The organism is Bacteroides difficilis (genome assembly GCF_048319815.1).
GTDB lineage: Bacteria > Bacteroidota > Bacteroidia > Bacteroidales > Bacteroidaceae > Bacteroides > Bacteroides zhangwenhongii.
This window is the reverse complement of the sequence record NZ_CP182814.1, coordinates 4,212,095-4,238,322: the sequence shown is the minus strand read 5'-3', so window position 1 is coordinate 4,238,322 and position 26,228 is coordinate 4,212,095. Positions and strand designations below refer to the sequence as shown.

The 26,228-nt window shown below is 50.3% G+C and carries 21 protein-coding genes; 5 read left to right on the top strand and 16 right to left on the bottom strand.

What is annotated here, in order from left to right; all coding sequences use genetic code 11:
* Positions 1–3: 3 nt before the first annotated feature.
* From ACNOGP_RS16710 to ACNOGP_RS16665, 10 genes are read right to left on the bottom strand one after another with little or no spacing between them, the layout of a single operon-like run.
* Entirely contained in the window at positions 4–2,670 is a 2,667-nt protein-coding gene (locus ACNOGP_RS16710) for an ATP-binding protein (protein WP_418213260.1), read from the bottom strand.
* Positions 2,671–2,709: 39 nt separating this feature from the next.
* Entirely contained in the window at positions 2,710–3,927 is a 1,218-nt protein-coding gene (locus ACNOGP_RS16705; RefSeq protein WP_418213259.1) for a glycosyltransferase family 2 protein, read from the bottom strand.
* A 9-nt stretch (positions 3,928–3,936) separates the two neighbouring features.
* Positions 3,937–5,649, bottom strand: a complete 1,713-nt coding sequence (locus ACNOGP_RS16700; protein WP_418213258.1) for an LTA synthase family protein — start codon at positions 5,647–5,649, stop codon at positions 3,937–3,939.
* A 24-nt stretch (positions 5,650–5,673) separates the two neighbouring features.
* Positions 5,674–7,182 (bottom strand): hypothetical protein, encoded by a 1,509-nt coding sequence (locus ACNOGP_RS16695; RefSeq protein ID WP_418213257.1) that lies wholly within the window; start codon positions 7,180–7,182, stop codon positions 5,674–5,676.
* A 41-nt stretch (positions 7,183–7,223) separates the two neighbouring features.
* Positions 7,224–8,087 carry a glycosyltransferase family 2 protein gene (locus ACNOGP_RS16690; protein ID WP_418213256.1) on the bottom strand — a complete coding sequence of 288 codons (864 nt, stop codon included), beginning with the start codon at positions 8,085–8,087 and terminating at the stop codon, positions 7,224–7,226.
* Positions 8,088–8,139: 52 nt separating this feature from the next.
* Complete coding sequence (locus ACNOGP_RS16685) at positions 8,140–9,321, bottom strand: glycosyltransferase family 4 protein (protein WP_418213255.1); 1,182 nt, start codon at positions 9,319–9,321, stop codon at positions 8,140–8,142.
* Positions 9,321–10,451: a glycosyltransferase family 1 protein gene (locus ACNOGP_RS16680; protein WP_418213254.1), complete on the bottom strand. Its 1,131-nt coding sequence runs from the start codon at positions 10,449–10,451 to the stop codon at positions 9,321–9,323. Before ACNOGP_RS16680 ends, ACNOGP_RS16685 begins: the two co-directional genes overlap by 1 nt.
* A gap of 41 nt (positions 10,452–10,492) precedes the next feature.
* Complete coding sequence (locus ACNOGP_RS16675; RefSeq protein WP_418213253.1) at positions 10,493–11,947, bottom strand: lipopolysaccharide biosynthesis protein; 1,455 nt, start codon at positions 11,945–11,947, stop codon at positions 10,493–10,495.
* Positions 11,937–13,055, bottom strand: coding sequence for a glycosyltransferase family 1 protein (locus tag ACNOGP_RS16670; RefSeq protein ID WP_195475177.1), 1,119 nt, complete (start codon positions 13,053–13,055; stop codon positions 11,937–11,939). The genes ACNOGP_RS16675 and ACNOGP_RS16670 overlap by 11 nt, the downstream gene beginning before the upstream one ends.
* Positions 13,056–13,098: 43 nt before the next feature.
* A complete protein-coding gene (locus tag ACNOGP_RS16665; RefSeq protein WP_418213252.1) occupies positions 13,099–13,701 on the bottom strand; it encodes a hypothetical protein in 603 nt (200 codons plus the stop codon).
* 180 nt (positions 13,702–13,881) lie between these two features.
* Between ACNOGP_RS16665 and ACNOGP_RS16660 the strand changes: the two genes are divergently transcribed.
* Both ACNOGP_RS16660 and ACNOGP_RS16655 read left to right on the top strand, forming a co-directional pair.
* Entirely contained in the window at positions 13,882–15,129 is a 1,248-nt protein-coding gene (locus tag ACNOGP_RS16660; RefSeq protein WP_418213251.1) for a Lin1244/Lin1753 domain-containing protein, read from the top strand.
* A 263-nt stretch (positions 15,130–15,392) separates the two neighbouring features.
* Positions 15,393–17,195: a bifunctional DNA primase/helicase gene (locus ACNOGP_RS16655; protein WP_418213250.1), complete on the top strand. Its 1,803-nt coding sequence runs from the start codon at positions 15,393–15,395 to the stop codon at positions 17,193–17,195.
* A 59-nt stretch (positions 17,196–17,254) separates the two neighbouring features.
* On the opposite strand, the gene ACNOGP_RS16650 is transcribed toward ACNOGP_RS16655, so the two are convergent.
* Positions 17,255–17,512 carry a DUF4248 domain-containing protein gene (locus ACNOGP_RS16650; RefSeq protein ID WP_007759829.1) on the bottom strand — a complete coding sequence of 86 codons (258 nt, stop codon included), beginning with the start codon at positions 17,510–17,512 and terminating at the stop codon, positions 17,255–17,257.
* A 169-nt stretch (positions 17,513–17,681) separates the two neighbouring features.
* Between ACNOGP_RS16650 and ACNOGP_RS16645 the strand changes: the two genes are divergently transcribed.
* The 3 genes from ACNOGP_RS16645 (at position 17,682) to ACNOGP_RS16635 (ending at position 19,335) form a co-directional block, all read left to right on the top strand.
* Positions 17,682–17,990, top strand: coding sequence for a nucleotidyltransferase domain-containing protein (locus ACNOGP_RS16645; RefSeq protein ID WP_007753256.1), 309 nt, complete (start codon positions 17,682–17,684; stop codon positions 17,988–17,990).
* Between the two features lie 158 nt (positions 17,991–18,148).
* Positions 18,149–18,673 (top strand): DNA-binding protein, encoded by a 525-nt coding sequence (locus ACNOGP_RS16640; RefSeq protein WP_195475173.1) that lies wholly within the window; start codon positions 18,149–18,151, stop codon positions 18,671–18,673.
* Positions 18,674–18,876: 203 nt separating this feature from the next.
* The gene (locus tag ACNOGP_RS16635; RefSeq protein ID WP_418210732.1) at positions 18,877–19,335 is read left to right on the top strand and encodes an N-acetylmuramoyl-L-alanine amidase; all 459 of its coding nucleotides are present in this window, start codon (positions 18,877–18,879) and stop codon (positions 19,333–19,335) included.
* 74 nt (positions 19,336–19,409) lie between these two features.
* On the opposite strand, the gene ACNOGP_RS16630 is transcribed toward ACNOGP_RS16635, so the two are convergent.
* From ACNOGP_RS16630 to ACNOGP_RS16610, 5 genes are read right to left on the bottom strand one after another with little or no spacing between them, the layout of a single operon-like run.
* Complete coding sequence (locus ACNOGP_RS16630) at positions 19,410–20,528, bottom strand: glycosyltransferase family 4 protein (RefSeq protein ID WP_418213249.1); 1,119 nt, start codon at positions 20,526–20,528, stop codon at positions 19,410–19,412.
* Between the two features lie 24 nt (positions 20,529–20,552).
* On the bottom strand, positions 20,553–21,752 hold the full coding sequence (locus tag ACNOGP_RS16625; protein ID WP_418213248.1) for a glycosyltransferase: 1,200 nt from the start codon (positions 21,750–21,752) through the stop codon (positions 20,553–20,555).
* Positions 21,739–22,683 carry a glycosyltransferase family 2 protein gene (locus ACNOGP_RS16620; RefSeq protein WP_418213247.1) on the bottom strand — a complete coding sequence of 315 codons (945 nt, stop codon included), beginning with the start codon at positions 22,681–22,683 and terminating at the stop codon, positions 21,739–21,741. Before ACNOGP_RS16620 ends, ACNOGP_RS16625 begins: the two co-directional genes overlap by 14 nt.
* Before the next feature lie 4 nt (positions 22,684–22,687).
* Positions 22,688–24,004, bottom strand: a complete 1,317-nt coding sequence (locus ACNOGP_RS16615) for an O-antigen ligase family protein (RefSeq protein WP_418213246.1) — start codon at positions 24,002–24,004, stop codon at positions 22,688–22,690.
* Entirely contained in the window at positions 23,994–26,219 is a 2,226-nt protein-coding gene (locus tag ACNOGP_RS16610) for a GumC family protein (protein WP_418213245.1), read from the bottom strand. Before ACNOGP_RS16610 ends, ACNOGP_RS16615 begins: the two co-directional genes overlap by 11 nt.
* Positions 26,220–26,228 lie beyond the last annotated feature (9 nt).

The window sequence follows — 26,228 nt, the reverse complement described above, 5'->3', positions numbered from 1 at the left end:
TAGTCACTTCATCGTCAGCCACTTATCGATTACCTCTTTCAGTTTCGACTGAGCTATCGGTTTCGCTATGAAGTCATTGCATCCCGCTTCCATCGCAGCTTTCACATCATGCTCATAGGCAAAAGCACTCTGAGCGATAATAGGGACCGTAGCAGACAGTTCGCGAATGATCTTGGTAGCCTCCAGTCCATCCAGATTCGGCATTTTGATATCCATCAGAATCAGATCCGGCTTCACCTCATCGTACAAGAGAACCGCTTCCATACCATCGTTGGCACGGACGAGACGATACTGCTTGCTTAGAATAGCGTTCAGTAAATCATAGTTACTGTCCGTATCTTCGGCAATCAGGATACAGACCGTTCCTGTTTCCTTTCCTTTTCCCTTTCCCGTTCCTTCATTCGTAGAACCACCGTTTCCACTCTGCGGCACCTCCTCTTTGTAGAGCACTGTCTTCATTTCCGAATCGACCTCTTTGGGCGTTTCCTGTGTATTATACGGCAGAGTAAACGTAAACGTTGTGCCCACACCCACTATTGAACTGACGGAAATCTGTCCGCCGAGCCGTTCCACGATAGACTTGCAGATAGACAATCCCAGTCCCGTTCCTTGAGCGTGCTTATTCAATTTGGCAAAACGCTCGAACACACGTCCCACCTTTTCCGGTTCGATTCCCGTGCCCGTATCCGTCACATGAAATACAATCTGGCCATCCACCAACTCATAACCATACTTGATACTGCCTTCCTTCGTAAACTTTACCGCATTCCCGATCAGGTTCGAAATCACCTGGAACACCCGGTTCTTGTCCGTCTCTATCCGCAGGCTTTCGTCCGAAGGCTCATAGACAAGTTGCACACCCTCCGGCGTGCGGAATATATGCGCATCATGTATTTCCTGACACAAACTATGCAGACTTGTAAGCCCAAGCGAAAACTCAATCGTTCCCGACTCAATCTTCGAAAGATCGAGAATCTCGTTAATCAGTTGCAACAGACGCTCGTTGTTGGCTTCCACAATCTGATAATACGTTTTCCGTTCTTCCGCGTCATCACTCTCGGCTATCAGATGCGAGAAACCGACAATCGCGTTCAGCGGTGTACGGATCTCATGGCTCATATTGGCGAGGAAAGCCGATTTCAGATTGTCGGACATCTCCGCTTTCTCCTTCGACGACTGGAGTTCCCGCTTGATCATCTCCAGCTCCGTGATATCCCACTCAATGCTGACGATGATAGGAGAGGACAACTCGTCACCATCCACCTTAATCTTCCGTTTGTCAAGAATAATCAGATTTCCGTTCCTGTCCTTTCCCTCAGCGACCCAATGCAGTCCTTTTCCGGTAGCAGCCACCTCAATATCCTCCTGCCTCTTCTTTTCCGCTACAATCGGCGGATAGAAGTCATAGTCATTCTTGCCCACCGGATTATCACTGAAATGATCGCGGTTGTACGATTCGCGGTTCCGATACACATATCTGAAATCGTTGTTAATCTCTTTCACCACGATCCCTGCGGGAAGATTATTGATTGTCGTATCCATAATTCGGTTGAGTCGTTTGATCTGCGCCTCATACCTCATTCTTTCCGAGATGTCATGAGCGAACGACCAGAAACTCTCCTCGCCGGAATCACTGATAACGTTGTACATCGTACATTCGTAAGCCAGAATATCCTTATGAATTTTAGAAGGACGATGTGCGATAAATGTATTGCTACCGTTCTGCACCGCATTCCTGCACCGTTCCTGCCAAGACTCTTCGGTCGGCATATCTGCGGCGACATCATAGATTTTCAACCGGCTGATATCCATATTATCCGCCAGACCGTGATTATGCAGAAAACGTCGGTTGGCAAAAATCACCGTACCGTCGGGTTTGGCGGCAAAGATACTCTCTTTCGCATTATTAATGGCATGAGTCAGCGTATTGATGTCATTTCTCCGGTGCTGGAGAGCGGTGATATTCTGAATATACCCTTCTATATTGCAACTCCCGTCGGGCAGTTCCTCCCGCAGATAAGTCTGGATGCGCACATAGAAGATATTCCCGTCAAGCCGAATCCGGTAACTGATACTTTCCTGATTGAATTCCGACATATTCTTTCCGCACCAGTCCTCGAAAGCCGGACGGTCTTCCTCCATTATCACTTGTTTGTACTCGTCGAAAGAGATTTGTTGCACACCTTCCTTGCACAATACCCCCGTATATCCCGTATAATAAAACACGTTTTCTGCTGTATTATACGTCCAATGTCCGATCTGCGCCACCTTCTGAATCTCGCGCAACGTACGGTTTGCCTGCTCCAACTGGCGTTTCACGTTACTTCTTTGCGTGATATCCCGATATTGGCAAAGCACCATATCATCATACGGATACATGAGACACTTGAAATAGAACGTCTCTTCCTTCAGCTCCAGCTTGAAGTTTTTGCTGATATTCCGCTGTTCCCCGATCACCGTCTCGAACACCGGCATTACCTTATCCCGTGTACGTTCCGGCAAAAGTTCAAAAATATTCTTCCCTAAAAGAACTTCCTCCTGCAGAAACCATAAATCGCAATGAGAATCGATATCCACACAGAAGCCGTTTTTGTCTATCAGCAACATTGTGTCTGCCGTCAGTTCCAGAATCCGTTGTGCATTGTTTGCATTGTGTAATGTCCTATCCATATTTTTTATTAAGATAACAAAAGATTCCGCAATTTGTTTTTACTTCTCCGCCCGTTTCGCTTTTTCCCACGCTCCGTTTCCTTTTTTCTTCTTCAGGTAACGGATCCCTTTCAACACATTGATATTCATAAAAAGAAAATAATAAGGGATGAAGAGTATCTTGTTCTTAATTTGTTTGGTAGACAGATAATAGCCCCAATATCCCAACCCGTAGAAGAGGAGCTGCATCCCGAGCAGCACCCCGTAGAATACCGTCGAACCGCCCGACAGCAGAATCGCCACGTTCAGCGGCAGGAGTGTGAACAGCAGGAACGGAGTGACCGACCACCTCAACACCCGGTGCGACGTATACTGAAAACTGAGCACCCCGTAGCGGAACGGGTTCAGCAATGGGCGCAGCCGCCAGATAGATTGCAATCCTCCCGCAGCGATGCGCACTTTTCTTTTTTCCTCCTCCCTCATATCCGCCGAACCGCTTTCGATGGCGTAGGCATTGGTGCAGTAAGCAATCGTGTACCCCTTCATCGTGATTCGCAGCGATAGGATAAAGTCGTCGAGCAACGTATCCGGTTCCATCGCCTCGAACAGTTCGCGGCGTACGGCAAACAGTTCACCCGCAGCCCCCACCGCCGAATATAGCCGTGCGTCCAACGCTTTCAGCGTCGACTCATACTTCCAGTAAATCCCTTCGCCACCGGCGGCAGCCCCGTCCTTCGTCTGCACGGCAATCCGTTTCTCTCCCGCCACGCATCCCACTTTCGGATCCTGAAAAGCGAGTACAATCTCCCGTATCGCTTCCCGGTTTACCATCGTATTGGCGTCCGTGAAGACAACGAGCGGAGTGTCTACAAGCGTCATTCCGCGCGTCATCGCAGCCGTTTTCCCCTGCCGGAGCGGTTGGAAATGCACCGTCGCCTTTCCCTGCCAGCGTGTCTGCAAGCGTTCATTCGTTCCGTCATTGCTGCCGTCTGTCACCCAGACAATGTGCAGCTTATCCGCAGGATAGTCCAGCTCAAGACAGTTCTCCATCTTCTCGTCCACCACCTCTTCCTCGTTGAAAGCCGTGATAAACAGCGTCACCTCCGGCAGTTCCCCGTCCGTTGCCGGGAGCGAGCGTTTCACCGGTTTCACGAAAAGCTCTTTCAGCTTGACAAGGATGTAAAGCAGGATTCCGTAGCCCAGATACGTGTAGAACACAACGAACAGGGCAAACCAGAAAAGAATTTCGAGACAAAGAGCAAGTGTATCGTCGTTCATAGTTATGCGTTATTTTATTTTAAAATAGTCACTATCCAATATAATATCAGAGATCTCCTCCCTATGCAGGACCCTCAGTTTTTCTCTTTCGCTATCCATCACCGAGTCGGGACGAAGCAGGCTGTTGCCTACACCCCTCCATTGCGAGTCAATGCCCGCCAAGTCTAGAATCGTGGGAAACAGGTCGGCTTGTGAGATAGCCAGATCGCTTCTTTTGTTGATTTTCTGCGGAGCGTTCACAATATACAACGGAATTTTTGAAAAAGCACTATCTTCCTCCTTCAATTTTAGCCAGTCGTTGGAAATTGAATGGTCGCTGGCAATTATAATCAGCGAATTGTCATAGAGATGGTTTGCCTTCAAGAAATCAATATACTTGCCCAAATACTTATCCATATAATGTATATTAGACAAATACACTTTCAATTCATCGGAGTATGAGTCCGGAAAAGGAATGGCATATTCCTCGAATATCTTCTTGTAAGGCGAGTGCGTAGACGAAGTGAGGATCATCGAGAAGAAAGGCTGCCTGCCCGTTTTGTCGATGCTTGCCGCATACTCGAAGAGCAGCTTGTCATTCAGCCAACTGTCATCACATTCCTTCAGCGCATATTCCTTTCTCGAATAGAGTCTGTCGAATCCATACCGTATACATATCCCGTCCTGTCTCCACATTTTCGACGACGTAGGAATCACCATCCGGCACTCTGTTTCCGGATTCTGTCTTTTCAGTAATTTGGGGATAGACTCAAACGTATTATCAAAATAATCATAAACAGTTACCCCTCTCTTTTTGGGTAAGAGTCCGTTTAAATAGGTGAACTGCCCGTCACTGGATTCGCCCAGTTGGATCAGTGAGGTCATATTCTTATTGTAATATGCCCCCTCTCTCACCAGTCTGTTGAGGGTAGGGGTGATCTCCACACCGCCTATGCTCATACTTGTGGGAAATGCCAGAAACGACTCCACCAGGATGAAGATGATATTTTTCTTCGGTTGTCCGTCGGTGCAGTATCCGGTTGCATTAAAAAGAGGCTCGAGTCTGGCAAACTCTTTCGGATCATAATCCTGCTTGTTGTTGGAGATAAACTGTATAGCGGTTCCATACAGAATGCCGAACTTGAAGATACATTCTGTCGGGCTGTTCTTGAATGGGTGTATATACTTATATTTCAATGACGACCAATGTATAGTGGCAATACTCACCAGCACCCCGATGATGAGGACGGCAGTTCCCAGTATGCAGGCGGAGACGATTCTCCGTGCCTTGTCTACAATGCCGTAGTAGCCGACATGATAAGCCTTGTAAAACAATATGCTCGCTACGGTCGTTATCACTATCGTAATGTCGCTCCACCTGAACATAGACAGCACGCTGGTAGAAATCCCTCCCAGATTATTGACCTCGCCATACAATACAGGTGGCATATACGTATAGAAGAATCTGCTGTACAGCACGTTGACAATAGTAAGAAGCGTAATGAGGGCATAAGGAATAAAGAAAAGATATGTCTTTTTTTTGATCAGGAAAAGTGGGAGGAAGAAAAACAGGCATACGTCGGCAAGCGTATGGAAAATATTCTCCACGTAAGAGAACGTGGTAAGAGAATACTTGTCCATAAGAACCGTGTAGTGCATATATTGAAGATTGATATAGCACAACAACATCAACAACATGGGGAATGCCAGTTGCCTCAGTAAAGTTCCGGCTTTTTTGTTCATATTATATACTTCATACAGGCTTCTTTAATTAATACGTGCTTTCAGTTCCTCTTTCTTCTCCGATTTTTTCAGCATATCTACGAAATAAAGGGCGTCCGCTCTGGCAGAAGCATCTGTCCTCCGGGCTTCATGCCGCTTGACAAAGTTCTCCGCGTGTTCCACTAATGACGTCCGGCAGTCGATATTCAGCATAAGTCCGTCCTTGTAGTCACCGTAACTGAATCCGGTTACGTCCTCGTTAGTCTCTATATGGTCGATATCAGACAGGCTGACACCCGGTATGTTGACCGTCACGGAAGGGTAGTAGAAATTCTCTTCTCCCTTCAGTTCCATTGTCAGCTTCCAGGTATCCGGATCTGTTTGCGTCAGATCGGGTATGGTGTGTCGGCGGTAATAATAATATTCATAATACTCCTCCTGATTGGCAAACCACATCGAGTCGTCACCATCCCGTCCGTACTGGTCGTTGAGCCATTCGAGAAAGTCCACCCATCCGCTATCCGTGTTGTGCACGCCTATTGAGATAGCCGCCCGTTCTTCTTGGGGGCGGTCGAGTTCTTCGCGGATGGCAGCCTTTATCACTTCCTGATGAGACTCTTCGTCCTCTCCGGTCGGATTGTAAAAGCTCCTTTCCAGCACCACCTGTGCCAGGTCCCTGTCTTCCTTGAAAGGATACAGCTTTACCGCTCTGCTTTGCGCGGTCATGGTTCTGACGGGAGGATATTGTCTGGCAGCTTCGATATACACCTTTTCATTGTTCGGCTCTGCCAGCATTTTGCAGGTGCGGTCATTCAGTTTCCCGCGTATGATATCCTGCGCGATGGGGAAATGTGCCAGTAAATTCTCCACAGTTCTATCTTCTTCCTCCACGTTCAAATCATGGAAAGCGATTCCCACACCGTAGTTCATCATTTCCTGCAGATTGCCCCATACCAGTCCTGACTTTTTATAGAAACGGAAAAAATCCTTCGAATATCCTTGTTGCACCCAAGTAGAGGCATTCATAAAATCCCATTCGGCAGCCACAGTGGTAGTGAAAGAAAAGCGCACTTCCCGTCCGGTTCCGTCGGTGGTAGCGAGCGTCTTTCCCATATAATGTACATCCGGAGGTAGATCCCCATACTGGATATGAGCCAAGTCATAATGATAGTTGTAGGACAAAGGTTTGCCGTGAATAGCCGCCCACGTATAAGAAAAAGCCGAATGCATACAATCATCCTGCGTCATCATGAACAGCCATTCCTTATTATACTTCAGAGGAGGTATTTCCGCACGCGAAGGCTCCGCCTTCCGGTCAGCTTTCAGACGAATGGTAATTTCGATTTTCTTATGGGCCGTCTCGTCACCGAAAGGGTATATGAAGTCCGTTTCGCAGATGACATCCTGCCTTGTGTCAGTTTCCTCCTTTCCTCCCTCATCCTTGTCTTCCCCGTCTTTGTCTCCCTCATATAGATTGACATGACGGATGCAGCCGGACATGATCAGGCCACTGATTAAAAAAAGAACGATATTAATAATAAATCCCTTGTTCATAACATTTCTCTCTTGTTGTCTTGTTGTGAGATAGTTTTTCCTCACTTCTTCTTCTTTTTCACGAGATTGCTCTCCTCATCCTTATATTCCTTCTTCTTGGTAAAAAGTCCTCCGATTCCCCTCAGCCCGTTGGCCACACGAACCTTGAAACTGTTGAACAGCGATCCGTCGGCTCCCACCGTTCCATACCCCGTGACGGCACGTGCGCGGCGTTTTCTCACAAAAGCGATTTTCCCGAACTGTTTCAGTTGTAGCGCCAGATACCCGTCCTCGCCCCGGATGATGTCCGTGCGGATGCCCGTTTTCCGTGCCAAATCCGTGCGGTAGGCAAACACCAGTCCCCGCACACTCAGCTCCGGACGCTTGAACGATTGCAGCCACAGATGCAAATCTCGGGTAGCCTCATACAGCTTCAGTCCCCACCGGGAATGCTCCTCGTCCGGAATATAGCTCCATAGCGAACTTACCCCGACAACGCCCGGACGCTCCAGCGCATCCACCATCGTCTCCACATACTTGGGCGGGTACATCGTGTCCGAATCAATGTTGATGTGATACTTTCCCCGTGCGTGGTTCAGCCCGCAAAGGCGGGCAAAACCGCAACTATGCTGCGTCTCCGTATAATAAGGTACTCCGCACGCCCGAAAAATCTCCGCCGTGCGGTCCTTCGATTCATTATCCACCCCGATGATCTCTACGGGATACTTGCACTGCATCTCGCTCAGCGACCACAGACAAGCCAGCAGATGTTTTTCCTCGTTGTAGCCTATCAGCGAGACGGTAACCACCGGATTCTCGCTCTGAAGCCCGGCGATCTTCTGCCGCACTTCCTCCACCACCGCTTGAGGAGCTTCCGCAAACGGTCTCTCGTACACCTGCAAATATTTCTTATACCAAACTCCCATAACTCACTTCCTGATTTATTAAGCGTACTACTTATCTGTTCAAGAACACCGTTTATTTATTTATCGTACCGTCGGAACCACCTTTTTCCAAAGCCTCCTCGAACAACTCTTTCCATTGCTCCGCGATATGCTCAATCCTGAAACGTTCCACATCCACCCGTGCCTGCCGTCCCATCTTCCTGCGCAGGTCCTCATGCTCAATCAGATAACAGATCTTCTCCGCCAATCCCTCGATGTCACCGTTCTCCACCAACAACCCGTCGCGGCCGTCTGCGATAATATCTCTCGGTCCGCACGGGCACGTGAACGAAACGGGGGGCACCCCGCACGCCATAGCCTCGATGATGACCATTCCGAACCCCTCATAGCGCGAAGACAGGACAAAGATAGAACTCTCACAATACTTATCCACGATATTCTGCACCGTGTGTTTGAGCAGGCAACTCGAAGCCACCCCTTCCTCATTCACCTGCCGTTGGAGTTGCTCGCGCATACCGTCCCCGTAGATCGACAGCGTCCAGTCCGGATGTTTCCGGCTGACGATGCGCCAGGCGCTCACGAGGCGGTCGAATCCTTTCTGCGGCATATACCTTCCTACGGCAATCACCTGTTTTTGCGTGCCGTCCGACTGTTGGTCGGGGAGGAAAGGAAGCGGATTGTGAATCACCTTCACGTTGCCCAGTTCCGTCCATTGGGCTGCGTCCTCGTTGCTCAGCACGACGAAATAGCGCACTTTCCGCAGTTGCCGGATCAGTTGCCGCATCCAATGCTGCTTCACCATCCGCTGCACGAATCCGGGAAGCCGGTTATCGTTGAACTCGCGGTAGTTGGACTTGTTGAAATGGATTTCCCCCAGCTTGACACTGCCGTCCTTCATCTCGCAGATGAAGTTGATCTCACGCCGCAGCAGAGACACCGTGATGTCCGGACGGATTTCGCAAAGGCACTCGTTCAGCCGCTTCTTGTAAATCCGCTGTTTCTTCGAATATCCCGAAATACGTTTCATCAAGGAACGCCCGTACATCTCGTCGTAATTGATACTGAGTTGATGAAGCGTGATAGACGGATGCAGCGGATAGTAAGGCTCTTTCCCTTTTCCATCCGTCAGGATAATATGTATATCATAGCCGAAATGCTCTGCAAAGTAATTCGCTTTCAGAGTCAGTGCCCGTTCCATACCGCTGGGGTAATAGAGCGAAGGAATGCAGTAGGCTATTCTTAATTGTTTATTCATCAGTTATTTTTTTTAAGTCCGACCTCCTCAATCACCTTCTGCATCTGCGCTTTCCATGACAGCGGGCGGACCGACTCCCGGATCTCAACCGGTGGAATCTTCAACGACCGTTGAAACGCAATCAGCTTCGGGACGTCCACCGCCGACTCGTCCGCAGGCACCTTCCACACATACGGCATAGCGTCAAAATCCGCATCCGTCTCCGAGTAAGTGAAGGCAAACCCGCGTGCCGCGTACTCCCGGTTTTTCAGTGTCTTGATTTCCGTGATACCGCTCCGGTGGCGTCCCAGACTGCCGATGGCAAAGTCCGCGCGTTCAAACTGCGCATCGAGTTCCTCTCCGTGCAGAGGTCCGTGCAGAATCACGTACTCCTCCAGATGATGGTCGCGTATCACGGGAAGAATCTCCTCCCGTTCCCGTTCGCCCGACAGCGGACCTACGATATGTAAATAAACCTTATACTCCGGATTCGTCCGGTAATACTCCGCGAGGCCCCGTACCAGGCGGTCGAACCCGTGCCAATAGTGCACCTCCGCCACACCGATCAGGTGCAGCTCGTGTGAAGTGTCGTTCTGTCCGCTCCGCAGCGGGATAGCGTCGAAATCGATCCCGTTGGAAATCCGGATCGTCCTGCCTCCGAAAATCGTCTCCGCGTTGGAGAAAGTCACGATGCCGTCCAGCAGCTTCGCCATCCGGTGGCGGAAACAACGGTCTACAGCGAGCGAAGCTCTCATAGACCGTGAGATGTACTCCTGATCGTAAGGATATGTCGGTATCTCCACCGCCACTTTCGCCCCCGTCTTTTTCAGGCGTTCCACCAGCCGCAGCGTGAAAGGGTTGGCGTTGTGATAGGAACGGATGTACACAAAATCGATCTTCTCCCGCTGCGCGTACTTCACGATAGGCGAGTAGTAGACACGTTTCAGCAACTTCGCCATCGTCCCTTTGCCGAAATCGGCCATCACCTCGTCGTCGATCATCAGCCTCCGGTTGCCGAAAGGCGTGGTGTCGTAGTAACACAAGCGAACATCCGCGCCGCACTTCTTGAGGGCCTTCACTTGGTAATGTATCTTCTTACTGATTCCGTTTGCTTTATCGAAACCGTGAAATATCAGGAATAAGGCTTTCATGCGTGCTCTTCGTCTTGATGTATGTTGTCCATTTCGTTCATTTATTTTCCTTTTCCCGCCATGCTTCGTATTTTCCCAAAGAGGTCGTACTCACGCGTAGCTTGTATATATCCTCCAAAGATAGTAAAACTTACTATACTTTTTACAATTATTGTAAGAAAAATATTTATTCCTTCCGTCGCGTACTGTATCGGCAGGAGAATGGCCGCCATCAACAGGCTTACCGCCAGCGGAGAAAGGAGCTGACGGACGAACGGCAGGACGCTTCGCCGGAAAGTCACCCGGTACATCTGCCAGTAGCATTGCACGAAGTTGACGGTGAACGTGACGACGATGCAGCTTGCCACTGCCGTCAGCGTGCCGAAATAGAAGATTCCGAGCAGCATACCCGCCACGTTGAGCGCGGACGAGAACAGTCCGCATACGAACAGGCTCTTCGTGTCGCCCGCCGCCTGGAAGATGGAGCCGGAAGAAGACAGCATGATCTGAATCCCTACGGACAGTGACAGAATCCGGAAAACGGGTACGGACGGCAGCCATTGGTCGCCGAAGATGATCAGCGTCACTTCCTCCGCCGTGAAAAAGAGCAGCACGCTGAGCGGCAGTCCGATGAAGGCGAGAAAGCGCAGGATGCGTTCGTAGGAGGTGGCGAGCTTCCCTTTGTCGTCTTGAAAATCGCTGAATATCGGGTGCATCACGGGGGTGATCACTTGTGTGATGTTCTGCAAGGGAAGCATCATCAGACGGTAAGATTTTTCGTAGTATCCCAAGTCGGACATTCCCATGTATTTGCCTATCAGCAGCTTGTCAAGGTTGCGGCTGAAATAGTTGATGACATTGAACAGGAACTGGTAGGCGGAATAGGAGAATATCTTGCGCAGCACGGTCAGTCCCAGCGTGAGGCGCAGGCGTTGCGGATAGCGTTGGTAGGAGATGGCGAATATCAGTATGCTGGATACTATCGGGTTGATAATCAGCGCATACAGTCCCGCTCCGCAGAGTGCTGCGGTGACGGCGGCGGCTCCTGCGGAAATCTGGATGATGAAGCTGCGGATAGCGATGAACTTGAACTCCTTGTTGCGGTAGAACAAAGCTCCCGGCACGATGGTGGCGGAGGCGAAAAACAGGTTGACGGACAGCAGCTGGCACAGTGTCCGCAGGATGTCGCTGTTGTAATAATCGGCTATCAGCCACGACGCGGCGAAGAAGAGGACGCTTATGCCTATGCCGGTCCACACGGTGAACGAGAAAATATCCGACAATTCCTCCCGTGTCAGCGTCTTGTGCTGCACGATGGCGGGGGATACGCCCATGTCCGTGAACAGGTTGAAGAAGGCGATGATTACGGTGGCTATCGCCACAATGCCGAAGTCGTCCGGCGAGAGCAGGCGTGCCAGCACCCCCGCCACCACGAGCGAGATGACGACGCCGCTGTATTTGGCGAGCGCCGTGTAGAATACTCCGGAGAAGAGCTGACTTTTGAGATTACCTGCCATTTATCGCGTCTTTATAGACTTGAGCATACTCGCGTCCCGTTTTTTGGATATTCATGTTGTCGATGGCGTAGTCGTAGTTTGCCTCCCCGTGTTCGTAAGCGGCATACCGTGCGCCGGTTTCGAGTGCGCGGACGATATCTTCCCGGTCGTCGGGGTCGAACGAGGGGTTTCCGGTGATGGCCAGCAGCTCGCCGTTATTCCCCGTATCGGGACCCACCACCACTTTGTGGTAGAGGAAGGCGAGGGGGATGTTGCCGGAATTCAGGATATCTTTGCGTGGAATCATTACCAGGTCCGAAGCTGCTATATAATAAGGTAGGTCGCAACTGTCCACCAGGTCGTCGTTGCCTCCGGCTCTCAGATGCAGCCAGCGGTTGAGCAGGGGCCTGACCACGTAGTAGCCGAAGCGCGAGAGCCATCTCTTGAGGAAGTTCTTGCCGTACCCGTTGCGTCTGGAGAAAGGGTAGAGACGGGGAGCGAGCAGCAGTTTACGCGGCCGTTTCCATGCACGGAATGCTCCGAGCACCATGCGTATCTCTTCCCGGTTGCGGAACTTGCCGAAGGCGGTGACGATGAACGCCTCCTGCGGCAGATTGAGGTATTGGCGTGCGCGCGCCGCGCTGATATCCTCCTGATAGGTATATTCATAGATATGGTGGAGGATGACGACATTCCGGCTTTGGGGGTATCTGGCGGCAAAGTCATCCGCGCTGAAATGTCCCATGTGTACCACGATGTCGCTTTGCGTCTCGATGATGTCGTAGGCGCGGCTGATGATGTCGTTTGCGTAGTGCGGACGCACGTTGTGCCGCGTGTAGACGAAATGCGCCCCGCGCGAACGGAAGAAACGGATGCGCTCTTCGAGCCGGCGTATCACGTCGGGGTCGTCGCAGTTCCAGCCTACTACTTCTTCCGGCCATTGGAAGTGTATGATGTCATACGCCGTGTCTGATTCCCAAAATGCTTCTTTGGAACATCGTACGTCAATACCCGTCATGCGGATAGCGTCGCATAGAATAGGAGCGAACAGATTGTCCGTATCACTTATTTCTCTGAATACTATGAGCGCTTTTATTGCCTTGTCATTCGTCTCTTCACAATCGTTCATGTCCTTACTTTTGTATCCTTCTTGTGCCACAAAGGTAGTAAACTTATGATAACTTTACCTGTTTTTCCGATTTCTTTTTTCCCTTACCTCCTTTCTCCTTCTCTTTTCTCTTCTTTTCCTGTTCTTTTCTCTTCTTCTTCTTTTCATTTTCCTTTTTCTTCTTTTCATTTTCCTGTTCTTGACTTTTGCTTATCCGCAGGTGCATGGATTTGCTCAGTAACGCCTCTCTCGCCTTTTTCCTCCGTTCCAGTTCTTCCGCGTCGGGGTGCTGCTCGAGGAGGATTTCGCCGGGAAGGTAATCGTCCAGTTTGTCGGGATCTACGGTTTTGATGATGATGCACTGCCCGTTTTGAATCGCTTTGATCATCGTCTTTGAAAGATGCAGGACGTAGAACTTGCACTTCAAGGCTATGAAATGCGTGTAGATCACTTGCGCGTACGATAATATGCTGTAATTCCGGACTTGTTCCATGTTCCATGTCGTGCTGGAATTGATGGTGGTCTGTCCCGCTACTTTCTCGTGCGACAGGGGCGATACGGTGCGCTGGATGTTCAGAAAACGTCCTAACGTAATGTGGACACAATATTTCAATCTCTCTTTGATTACCTTGTCGTCATTCAGGATGACATTTGACTTCATTTTCATTTAAATAATATTTTTATTTATGGTTATTATATTGCTGCAAAGGTTGTTAAAAGAATCGTAATAGCCCTCTGTTTTTTTCAACAAGTGTAACCAAAACATTTAAAATACCTTTGCGCTCACTGAGTTAGCTCGTCCGAAAAGGATGATTTTCGTGAATAATTTATTAAAATAGAAAGAATAATGAAGAAGGATCAGTATTTTAATCTGGAAGTAAATCTGCTGAATGACGATAATATCGCCGGTATGATGTCGGAACTGGATGCGGCGGAAGCGCTCGGCATTTATGTGATGTTGCTGTTGCACCTGCGCACGAAAGATAATTATGAGGCGTCGTGCACTCCGCTTTTGTTGAGGGCGTTCGCGCGGCGGTATGACCTTGAGTTGGATATGCTGGAAAAGGTGCTCCATGATTATAATCTTTTTGAGGTGGACGAGGAGCGGCAGACGTTCCGGGCTCCGTATCTTGACCGGGTGATGCAAAGGCTTGAGGAAAAGTGGAGAATGGATACCGAAAACGGTAAAAAAGGAGGGCGCCCGAAGAAGCGTGCGAAATGCGCTGAAACGCCCGCCACCAAAGGGCGAAAACCCAACGAAACCCAAGAGAGGAGAGAAGAGGAGAAGATAGGTATTACTCCTGTTGTAAACAACAGCAGCAATACCCTCGCGGGAGGAGCTGCTGATGCTGCTACGGTGGTGACGGGGATTCCTGAAACGGCTGCTACGGGGAATTCGGGGGCGGCGGAGAGTTCGGGGATTAAGGGGACTTCGGGGATGACGGTTATTCCGGAAACGGAGGAGAAGATTTCTGCTACAGGGACTTCGAGGGCTTCGGAAATTACGGAGGATTCGGGGAGTTCGGGGAGTTCGAGGGCTTCGGAAATTATGGGGGATTCGGGGAGTTCGAGGACTTCAAGGGCTTCGGAAACTTCGGAAGTCCGAACAGCTTCTTCCGTTCCTGTTGAAAGGGGAATGAAGATTCGGGCGGTGGATGAGGAGGGGCAGCAACCGTTACAGCCGGTGTTGTCTTGGGAAGCGTTGGTAGACCGGCTTGCCGACTCACGCTTGTATATGGAGCTGGCGGGGCAGCGTTCCGGTCTGGGACGGCTTTTTATCGACCATCAGCAGCAGATTATCGGTCTGTTCAAAAAGCATATCCTGCTCTACGGAAAAGAAGGCGGCTTGCTCTTTTTTGAGGACGTGAAACGCTATTTTTCCAATTATATCGCTGCCGGATCGCCTACTTGCCGTATGCTGCGCGAAGAGTTGATGCGGGAAATCAAGGAGCGGGAGAGCAAGGATGTGAGCCGTTTTGAAAGTATTGTGGATGGAAAACGGATGTATTTGGGACGTCTTATTCCCGATAGCGCACCGCCAAGACCCGACAACTCGGCGGTGTGGGATGATGCGCACAAAAGATGGGGGCATTAGCTTAGCACACATCCGGCTGCGGTCTGTTCTATGCTTGAACGCTGCTCGTCCCGCATCTGAACGCTGTTCGTCCCACGTTTGAACGCTGCTCATCCCACGCTTGAGCGTCATTCATCCCACGTTTGAACACCATTCATCCCACGTCCGAAAGCGGTTCATCCCGCATTTGAAAGTATCAATCTCTCCATGTTCTACATGAAGTGTTTGTCTTCCTGTCCCTGTGTGGGGGAAATATAATTATTCATTTAAAAATAAAGCAAGTTATGAGAAATTTTGCCAGTTACGATGTCGATGTCCGTCGGAGGACAAGCGGCGTAGTGAAAACTGTTTGTAATAAATGTCAGGCCACGCGCCACAACAAACGCGACCGTTCGCTGCGTGTCAACGTTGATACGGGGCATTGTCACTGTTATCATTGCGGGGCGGACTTTTACGTCCCCGACGAAGCGGAAGAGCGTGAGAAAGCCGAACGGCGTGCTGCCCGCCAGCGTCGTGCGGCAGCCGTTCCCCGTCATTTCCAGCGTCCGGTGTTCGATCCGGCACGGACTACGCTTTCCGAATCAGTAGAACGTTGGCTGGTGGAGACACGTTGCATCCCGCAGAGCGTCATCGCCGGATTGCGCATCACGGAACAGGAGGAATTCATGTCGCAATCCGGTCAGAAGGAGCGTTGCGTCTGCTTCAACTATTTCGAGGACGGACAACTGGTCAACACGAAATTCCGTAGTGTGGACGCGAAGCATTTCAAGATGTTTCAGGGCGCCGAACTGATTCCCTACAACATCGACTCCGTGCTCGGACAGACTTCCTGCATCATCCACGAAGGCGAACTGGATGCCGCCTCTTCCCTTGCCGCCGGATTCAAGAGCGTGATTTCCGTCCCTGCCGGAGCCAATTCGAACTTGTCTTGGCTCGACCGTTTCATGGAGACGCATTTCGAGGATTTGACGGAGGTTATCATTGCCGTCGATACCGATTCCGCCGGACTGCAACTGCGTGACGAATTGATCAACCGTTTGGGCGCCGAGCGTTGCCGTGTGGTGACGTACGGACCCGGTTGCAAGGATGCGAACGAACATCTGTGCAAATACGGGGTTGCCAGTCTGCGGGTAGCCATCGAGCAGGCGGCGGAGGTTCCGCTCGAAGGGGTGTTCACGGCCGCCGACCTGCACAGCGACCTGCTTGCTCTTTTTGAGAATGGTTTCGGACCGGGTGCGGAAACCGGCTGGGAGGAAATGGACAAGATCTGCACTTACGAACGGGGGAGGCTTGTCATCCTCACGGGAGTGCCGGGTGCGGGAAAATCGGAGTGGCTCGACGAGCTGGTGTTGCGGCTTTGTCTGCGCCATCAGTGGAAGATCGCTTTTTTCAGTCCGGAGAATACGCCGATTGTCTATCACATCCGAAAGTTGGTGGAGAAGCTGACCGGACACCGTTTTCAGAAGGGGTGCGGCATTTCGGAAGGGCTGCTGATGCGGTCGGAGGAGTTTCTTACCGATAACGTGTCGCATATCTCTCTGAAGGGGAACGCTACGCCGGCGCGGGTGCTTGCGAAGGCGCACGAGCTGGTGGTGCGGCGGGGGTGTCGTATTCTGGTGATCGACCCGCTCAACCGGCTTGACCACACTCCGCAGCCGGGGCAGACGGAGACGCAGTATCTTTCCAATTTCCTGAATATGATTACGGAATTTGCGGTGCAGCATAATTGCTTGGTGGTGCTTGTCGCCCATCCGCGCAAGATGAACCGTAACCCGGTGACGAACACTACTCCGCGCGTGGAAATGTATGATATCAACGGCTCTGCCGATTTCTTCAATAAGGCGGATTATGGTATTGTAGTGGAACGTGACAAGGAGGTGGGGGTGACCCGCGTGTATGTGGATAAGGTGAAGTTCAAACATCTCGGAATGGGTGGGATGGTGACTTTCGCCTATGATCCCGTGAGCGGGCGTTACCTGCCGTGCGTGGAGTCGCATGATCCGGCTGTTCCCGTAGAACAGCGCGTCGGAGGTGTGACGTTCGACTCCAGTTGCTGGCTGCCGGATAAGGAGCTGTTTGAAGAGTGAATGGCAGGGAGAGAGCTTGCTTAATGGGGTACTTGTCTATGGATGAGCGGTACTTGTGTTCAGGGCTCTTGCAGCACTTCTACGATTAGCCGTACTTGTGCGGGGGTATAGCTTCTGCTTCGGGGATTCATGCCGGTGGCGATGAGTCGTTCTTTCAGTCCCGGAGCGGCGGCTATCCATTTGTTGAAACGGTCTACCGCACTCTGCTGCTGTATGTCGGGGAGGTACAACATGGCAAGTTCCCCTTTTCCGTAGCTTCGGTATTCAAATGTTTTCTCTTTCTTTTCGTCATCGGTCGGCTCTGCATTTGTCTTCATTTTCTGATTGTTTTTAGTCCGTATTTATAGAGTGTAAAGTTACGCTTTTTTACCGGATTTGCCAAGCTGTTCCGGCTGTTTTTGGGGGTGAGATAAAAAGAAAATGAGAGAAAATATAGGTTTTAGCCATTCTTTTCTTAACTTTGTGGGAGAGGAGGAAAAATAGCTTATGAAACGTACAGATATTGTTCATCGTATTGCAGAAACAATGCATCGCATAGCGCCTACGGCACGTACCATACTTTATGGCTCGGAAGCTCGTGGGGAAGCCCGGCATGATTCTGATATAGACTTGCTTATCGTAGTGGATGAGAAGGAACTGACACCGGAAACCGAGCTTACTTTGCGCCGTCCTTTAAGCGAACTGGAAGCGCAAACGGGGGTAGCTATTAATACATTGGTCGTGTTGAAACGTGTATGGGAAAATATTACTACACCACTGACACTTAACATTAATCGGGAAGGCATTGTGTTATGAAAGCAATTTCCTTTTTACTCCTTGTTATCCTTTCTTAATCCTTTCTAATCCCTCCTAGTCCGGTGTAATCCGTTAATCCGTCTTTCGGTTGTCGTACTTTTGTTGTACCAACAGAAAGGAAGAATGTCCTTCTTTTCGTAGAAACAACAATTTTTAGTATGGCAACAGTTACAGTGGTGCGCTATAAGCGCAGAAAACGAATCAGCGATGCGGATTCGCCGATGGTATTTGCCCTCAAACCTAAGTCGGGGGAGTCAAAAATCTATTCAATAGAGGCGCTGGCGCGCGAAATCGAAACGATCGGTTCGCTTTCGGTGGAGGATGTGTCGCACGTCATGAAATCCTTTGTCCGCGCGATGAAGAAAGTCCTTGTGGCAGGCAATAAAGTGAAAGTGGAGGGGTTGGGAATCTTCTATACCACGCTGACCTGTCCCGGTGTGGAATTGGAGAAAGACTGCACCGTGAGAAGCATTACCCGTGTCAATCTTCGTTTCAAAGTCGACAATTCCCTCAGACTGGCAAACGACAGTACGGCCACTACTCGTGGCGGAGATAATAATATGGTGTTTGAGTTACTCTCGGATAAGAAGAACGCTTCGGGAGATGATGGCAGCAGTCCGGACGGTTCTGGCGGAGGAGAGGACGGAGATAACAATGGGGAAGCTCCGGATCCGGCGGAGTAATCCGACGGGGATGTTCTACAGATATATTCCGCAGAAATGTCTTACGGAGCAATTCTGCAGGATCTCCGATGTTCTAGTATTCAGTGAATAAATAATCAATTAAAAATGCAAGGCTATGGTTGACAAAATCTTGGAAGTTGTATTGGAAGTGCTGTTTTTCTTTCGCAGAAAGAGAAAAGCTAAAAGGATGAAAGGGCAGGTTGATGAGGAAGATTGACCTGATTGTGATCCACTGTTCCGCCACTAGGGCGGACAGGGATTTCACGGAAGACGACCTGGACGTGTGCCATCGCCGTCGTGGTTTCAACGGTGCTGGGTATCATTTTTATATCCGAAAAAATGGCGACATCAAGTCTACCCGTGAAATAGAACGTATCGGAGCTCATGCGCGCGGCTACAACGCTCGTTCGATTGGCATCTGTTATGAGGGTGGGCTGGATTGTCACGGTCGTCCCGCCGATACCCGTACCGAGTGGCAGATTCATTCCATGCGTGTGCTCGTTCTTGCGTTGCTGCGTGATTATCCCGGTTGCCGTATCTGCGGTCATCGTGACTTGAGCCCCGACCTGAACGGAAACGGGGAGATAGAGCCGGAAGAGTGGATTAAGGCGTGTCCGTGCTTTGAGGTGAAAGAATCCGACTTCTTCTCCGGTCAAGAGTAGGATGGAAAACAAGACTTGCAATCTGGTAGCTGAATACCGGTGTTGCAAGTCTTTTTATATTGGGCAATCGCTTCCTATTCCGCCATATTCCTATAAATATCGAGCAATGCTTTCGCACTGTTCTTCCATGAGAACAGTTTGCTGCGCTCCACTCCGTAGTCCGCTTGTTGCCGGTAAAATTCCGCATCTCCTTCCAGTTGAAGAATCTTCGCCGTGATGTCCTCCGAACTGAACGGATCAGCCAGCAAAGCCCCTTCACCCGCTATTTCGGGCATTGCCGAAGTGTTTCCGGCAATGACAGGCGTACCGCAGGCCATTGCTTCGAGCATAGGGATACCGAAACTCTCGCGAAGAGAAGGATAAAGGAATGCGAATGCACCGCTATACAGTGCCGGAAGGTCGGTATTCGCAATGTATCCGGGGAAATACAGGTAGCCTTTGATGTCCGTAATCTTCTCTTCCCCCAATATCCGGTCGATAGCGTCTTCCTTGAGGTCGGCTATGAGCAGCGGGAGCTTCTTCCGCGAACGTCTCAGATAGTTACTGTACGCTTTCAGCACTCGCGGCGTGTTCTTTTTCGGATCGGTATTTCCCAAGAAAAAGAGATATTCGTCCGCATCGATATACTTCCGGGTGATTTCCGGAGCTTTGGGCTGAAGATGAAAATGGCTGTTGAATCCGTTGTATACGGCAACCAACTGTTCGTCGGACAGGTGCAGAGCATCGAGGATACGCTGACGTTCAAACCGGGAAACTGTAATGATTTTCTTGCATTTGGGGAGTATGCGGGGCACTACCAGGCGGCGGTAATGCCATCCCATCTCCTGATATAGCGACAAGCTGGACGATTGGCGTTTCTCCAGATAAATGATGTCGTGCAGCGTCAGCACCAACGGCACGGGACAGTTCAACGGAGCCGTATTGCTGGTACAATGCAACAAGTCGGGGCGGATGCGCTTCACCGCTCGCGGAAGAGCCACCTGTTCCCACAGCGGATAGGTAGGGCATTCCAGTTCGATGACGTGCACATTCTCCGAACTCTTCAGGCATTTGTCTTCACCGGGACTGACGAAAATGAAATACTCATTTTCGTGATCCATCTTCTGTAACTCACGGACACTCTCAAGAGCGACAAAATCCATTCCATGTTTGTTGGGGCGGAAGATGCGCTGTGCTTCAATGGCTATTTTCATTGTTTCTTGTTGGGGATAATGTGTTTATGAATGAGAGTGATGTTCACCGTGCTCTGTATGGATGAACTTCTTATTTGCTCCTTTAAGTTTGAATAAATTGCCTATCATGGTGACAGCCAGCATGGGTACCTTCATGATGGCTTTCCCTACCTCTTTGGTAAACAGTTGCCCTCCCGGTACGGGTAGAATCATGGCGGAGACCTGTGCTACCGACAGAATCCACCATTTGATGGCCATCGTCCATTCATTCCCTCCATTGCGCAGGCTCATGACAAGACCGATAACGGTGAAAACGAAAGTCAGTCCGAACACTCCTGCCAGCTGTATCAGGCGGGGAGGCAGCATCCATTGGAATATCTTGTCGCAATAGTCTATATTGCCTTGCAGCAGGGCTTTCGGCAAGTGGGGCAACGAAGCGCGGAGTGCTCCGAACTGCGCCGCTATCCAACGTTTGCGCTGGTTGCTGATCGCTTCTTTTTTCTGTGTCTTTTCATCGAACACAGGGAGGTCGTTCAGATAGACTGTATGGATTCGCTGCTGCAACAGCATGGATTCCAGTTCTTTGTCTTCGCCTGCCGTTTGCAGGTATTGCACATTCTGTTGAAACCATTTTGCATCAAAGGCCATTCCCGAGCCGGATAACCCGGCGGAAAGTCCGAGCGCGTTGTGCCCGCTGCGGAAGAAGCCGTTGTTGATCTCTTCGCTCGCGCCGTCCAGAATGGAGATATCGGTATTCAGATTCTTACCTGTCCGGTGAGCCTGTATGGATCTTACTCCACTGTCGAACGCACGGTTGATGCAGGACAGGAATTCGGGGACGGTCACGTTGTCGGCGTCCATGATAACCACTATGTCGTAGAGATCGGTGTCGATGTTGTTCATGGCCATAGCCAGCGCTTTGGCTTTGGAGCTTTCCGTGTAATCCGCCATCAGTAGCCGGATGGGGAGCGTGCGTAAGGCTTCGTTCGTTTCCGGCTGCATCTGGTCGGAAATGACGACAAGGTCGAACAACTCCTTCGGATAGTCCTGCTCGAGAAAACTGCGGACCGAAGAGAGTATCACACGGTCTTCCTTGTAGGCGGGGAATAGCACGACAATGTGCCGGAGCGTACGGGCTTCGGGATATTGGGGAGCCCGGTAGAACTTGGAGGCGATGGCGTAAAGCAGCAAGTAGCATACGCATAGCGTGAGGGGGATGTAGAGAACCCAATCAATGATGTTCATAGTATTCGTTTTTTTGTTCTTTTGTTTCTTTGTTGGCCGACGGAAGGATCAGTCCTGAATTGACGCCTTTGCAGACGGCCAGGAAGAGATCGAAGCGTCCTTTTAAAGCATAGAGCAGACCGTTCTTCAAGGCTGCTACAGTGCTTTGATAGAGCACGGAGCCCAGACGTGCGGCTCCCCTCAGGTTGCGGCGGGCGTAGAGCAGGCGGTTGCGGGTCAGATAATAGGTACGCAGCTGGCTGAGTTGTCCGGTACTCTGGCTTTCTTTGTGGAAGACCGTGCAGCGGGGCTCGTACCATAGCTCGTAGCCGGCACGTGTCATGCTTGTGCTCCAGTCCAGCTCTTCGTAGTACAGGAAAAAGATCTCAGGCATCATCCCCGCTTTCCCGATCACCTCACGTTTTATCATCATGGCTGCGCCATGCAGGTAGGGAGTGGGGTGGGGAGTGTCGTATTTCCCGTCATCGGGACAGCCGAACCCCAACATATTGTTACGTAACGTGATTCGTGACAAGGGGGTGAAGCCTGCGAACTGTATGTGCTGCGGCGGGAAAGCGAAACGTATTTTCGGCGATACGCCTCCGATTTCGGGACGGCTTTCCAACCGTTCTACCAGGCAGGAGATTGCGTCTGACTCGATATAGGTGTCGTTGTTAATGAAGAAGAGGTATTTTCCTCTTGCCGCACGGATTCCGATGTTATTGCCGCCGGAGAATCCTCCGTTTACCTCGCTGCGGATGGCGATGACTGAGGGGTATAGTCTGGATATCTTGGCAGCCTCGTCCTCGCGCGAGGCGTTGTCTACCACAATGATCTCGTAGGTCACGGAATGCAGTTTCTCCTGTAACGATTCTATCAGCTCGCAAGTGTCTTTGAAGCCATTGTAGCAGATCGTGATAAATGATATGTCCGTCCGGTGGTTGTCTGTCATTTTTTTATTCGTTTGGTTCTTTAATCAGGTGCGGTTCTTGTTTTTCACTTTCCTCCGGCTCCTCACTGATGTGTTTGTCTATATAAGGTGCGGCGAGGCAGAGGGCGAAGCCTGTGTATACAGTCAGTTGGTTGGGATATTGCATCACGTCGTTGACGTAGGCGGCAATGAAGAGTCCGGCATTCATGCAAAGCCATGCCGCCGCCAGTCCCCGTAGATTCTTATTGCGTACTTTGAACATCAGGAGCCATGAACACCAGGCGAAGAGAGTGCCGTGTATGGCAAGATAAAGTATCAGCCCCACAATTCCGGTTTCCACCCAGACGGCAACCAGCCACGAGTCGGGTGGATAAGGCATTTGTTCTTTCGAATCGAAGTTGCCCGCTTTGGACAATCCTATCCCGTAGCCTATCGGTTTCCTTGCCATCAGCTCCTTCATCCGCTGGCGGTTTTCGACACGCACGAGGTAGGAGGCATCTTCGGTGGGGTGGAAGGAGGAACGCATCTTATGGATATACTGGTTGCCACTCCCGATATTGGTGTAATAGAAAAATACGAAAATGCTGATAGATATGAATATTCCCCCTAGTAACGCTTTCCAGTTCTTGGCTATGATAGTAATCATAAGCATACCGCCCATAAGCACTCCCATAGCGGAGCGGGTTCCGGAAATACCCATGCCGTAGATACCGCACAAGGCTATAAAAAGGAAATAGAGGCGCTTCCATCTGGAGTCGACAAAGAATGCGGAGATGGAGAAGGTGACGGCTGCCATCGCTGAGTGCACACCATAGTTTGCCGCGTCCGAAAAACAGGAAAAGTAACGTATTCCCGACCAGATGATGTGGGTTCGCGCACCGCCGAGAACGTGCAGGAAGTAAAGGTCTTTGGTGCTGAAACCGTGATTTTTCTGCCAGTATCCTTTGAGGGTGAAGATGATGACGAACACGGACCATACGATCAATAGCAGTTCTATGTCTTTCCTGGTACGTATGACGACAGGAACGACGAATGCGCATATCAGGGGAATGAGCGCGTAGGGCGTGATGTTGATGTTCCATGCCTCCAACACGCAGTTGGGGTTCATGATCTCCATGATATAGTACGACAGCCAGACGATGAACAGCCAGGTCATTATGTTTTGCCCGCGCTCCCATTCGGTGGACTTGTCGTTACTGAGTTGTATCAGGCAAATAACGGTGAGCAACAAGATAAGAACCATTGAGAACAGCCCTGTCTTGACGTTTACAAGCATACTTACCGCTATTAGCGCGAATTGTGCGGCAAGCAGGATATGGAAAGTAGTGTTCCTATTCGTCATCGTCCTCGTCTTCTGCTTCCTTTGCTTTTCTTCTGAGGTTGAATATGATTTTTTCTGTCAATGACAACTGGCTGAAGTGATAGCTGATCCTGCGCAACAGGGTGTATGGCGGCAACTGTCCGGTGAAGTCTTCGGCGGCTTCACGGCTGGCGTTGGTCAGGCAGATACGGAAAGGCACATTGCTCTTGCCCAACTGCAACATAAGCTGCTCGCATAGTTGCTTGTCTATCGTTTTCCATCCGCGATTGGCCGGAGTCACCAGTATATTGGCGTTGGCGTCATGCAACAGGGCACTTGATATGCTGCTCTTTGACAGAGGAGGATAGGCGACGATCAGTACGTCTTCTCCTTGCGGCGTATAGAAATCCGTGACGCTCCTTGCAAGCAGGTATTGGGTGGACGCGGTATCGAAGTCTTTATCGTAGCAGATGAACTTCGTGTTCAGTTTGCGGCTTTGCATGAACCCGCAGATCAGTGTCCCGATTATGTCTTCTCCGGAATCCTCGCTGGTGCTGAACAGGTTGATGATAAACACACCGGGGGATTTCCGCTTGGTCAGGAAGCGGAGCAGGGAATTGGTCAGCTCTCTTACGGAAAGCTGTACGTACGTTTTGGTCAGTCCTCCGTAGCGGGCGGTTGAGAGGCTGGGAACGGCGCCTATCACCTTATATCCCGTCACCCGCAGGGTGCGGCTGGCGTCACGCAGTGTTCTGTCAAGCAATTCTATCAATACCAGCAAAGCTATGATAATCACGAAGATGGCGACACAGGCGGCTATGACGATCTGTTTCCGGTTGGTTGAGTTGGCTCCGATCGGATAGGTAGGCTCATTGAGGACTTTCAGCGTGGCGGAGGTCATCTCCAGATTCTTTTTCCTCAATAAAGCTTCGTTGTAACTTTGCAGGACGGTCAGGTAGCTGCGTTCCGTGAAGTTTATGCTACGCTCTTTCTGCTTGATGGTGGTACCTACAGGAGCGAAGAATACGTAACGGTTGTTCAAGTCGCGACGGGCGCTTTGTACGATTTTCAGTTCGGCTTTCGCCTTCTCGTAGAGCAATGTCTGTTCCAGCCATTGGTCGATGATATTGGTGCGCGACGCACCTTCTTTGGTATATTTGTGGCCTACGTATGAGGTAGTCAACTCATTCAGTTCTTGTCTAAGCTCGTTCAACCGCTTTTTGTCTCCTTCCAGCGAATGGAGGTCTTTCTTGTTGGAATCGGTCATCGCTTCGGCTTCCGATATCTTGCCGGTGATGTTGGAGGCTTCGCGCAGCTTGTCTACGAATTCCATGTTTTTCAGTACTTGCTTGGCGTTGCTGTCCATGTGTTTTTCCAACTCTTTGAGCATGGACGCGGTGCTGTTGAATGCGAAAAGCGCATCCTGTTCTCTCAGCTCGAATTCCTTGCTGATGGCGGCTATTTCCTTAGTCTCGTCGAGGTAGTTGATAATGCGTTTTTGTACATTATACTTCGTCAGGTCTTCTTCTTCCGCTTTCAGTTGCTTGCCGATACGTTTCAGCTCTTCTTCGAAATACTTGATCACTTTGTCCGTCTCTCCGTAACGGATACGGCGGTATTCCTCGACAAACTCGTGCATCAGGATACTTACGGTGTTGTAGGCGATACCCGGATCACCGGAAGTATAGCTGATGTCCAGCAGGTCGCTGGTGAGGCGGCGCTGTACCTTTACATTTTTCAGAGCACTGTAGCTGTAATAGGGATGGGAATAATAAAAGAGCCCGTAGATGTAATTGTCTTTGTGCGGGCGCATATATGCTTCCAGATTGGCTACTGTCTTGTCTTCGCTCGATTTGTCGATCAGTTTCAGTATCTCGTCTCCCGGAGGGCTGTTTTTCAGATGGTTGTATGTGTAGTTGTAGCTGGAAGGGGTGATTCCGTCATTCTCTTTTTCCGGATTTCCTTTGATCAGTATGCGGGCGAACAATCGCAGACTGACTCTTTTCAGCGTACTTTCGGCCTGCATGATACTGATGAGGTTGTCCATAGAGTTCTGCACGGTTGCCCAATCGGTGCGTTTGTCACTTTCGAGGTTGTAGCCCGAAGCAACTCCCGTGTAAAGGGTTGCTTTCACATCATACCCGCCTCGCATATGGCGTGTGTAATAAATGACCAGTAATGTGAAGAGAGTGGTCCCTATCAGTATCAGCCAACGATGCCGAAATAGGGTCCGTATGATGGAAATGATGAAATTCATATCTTAGTC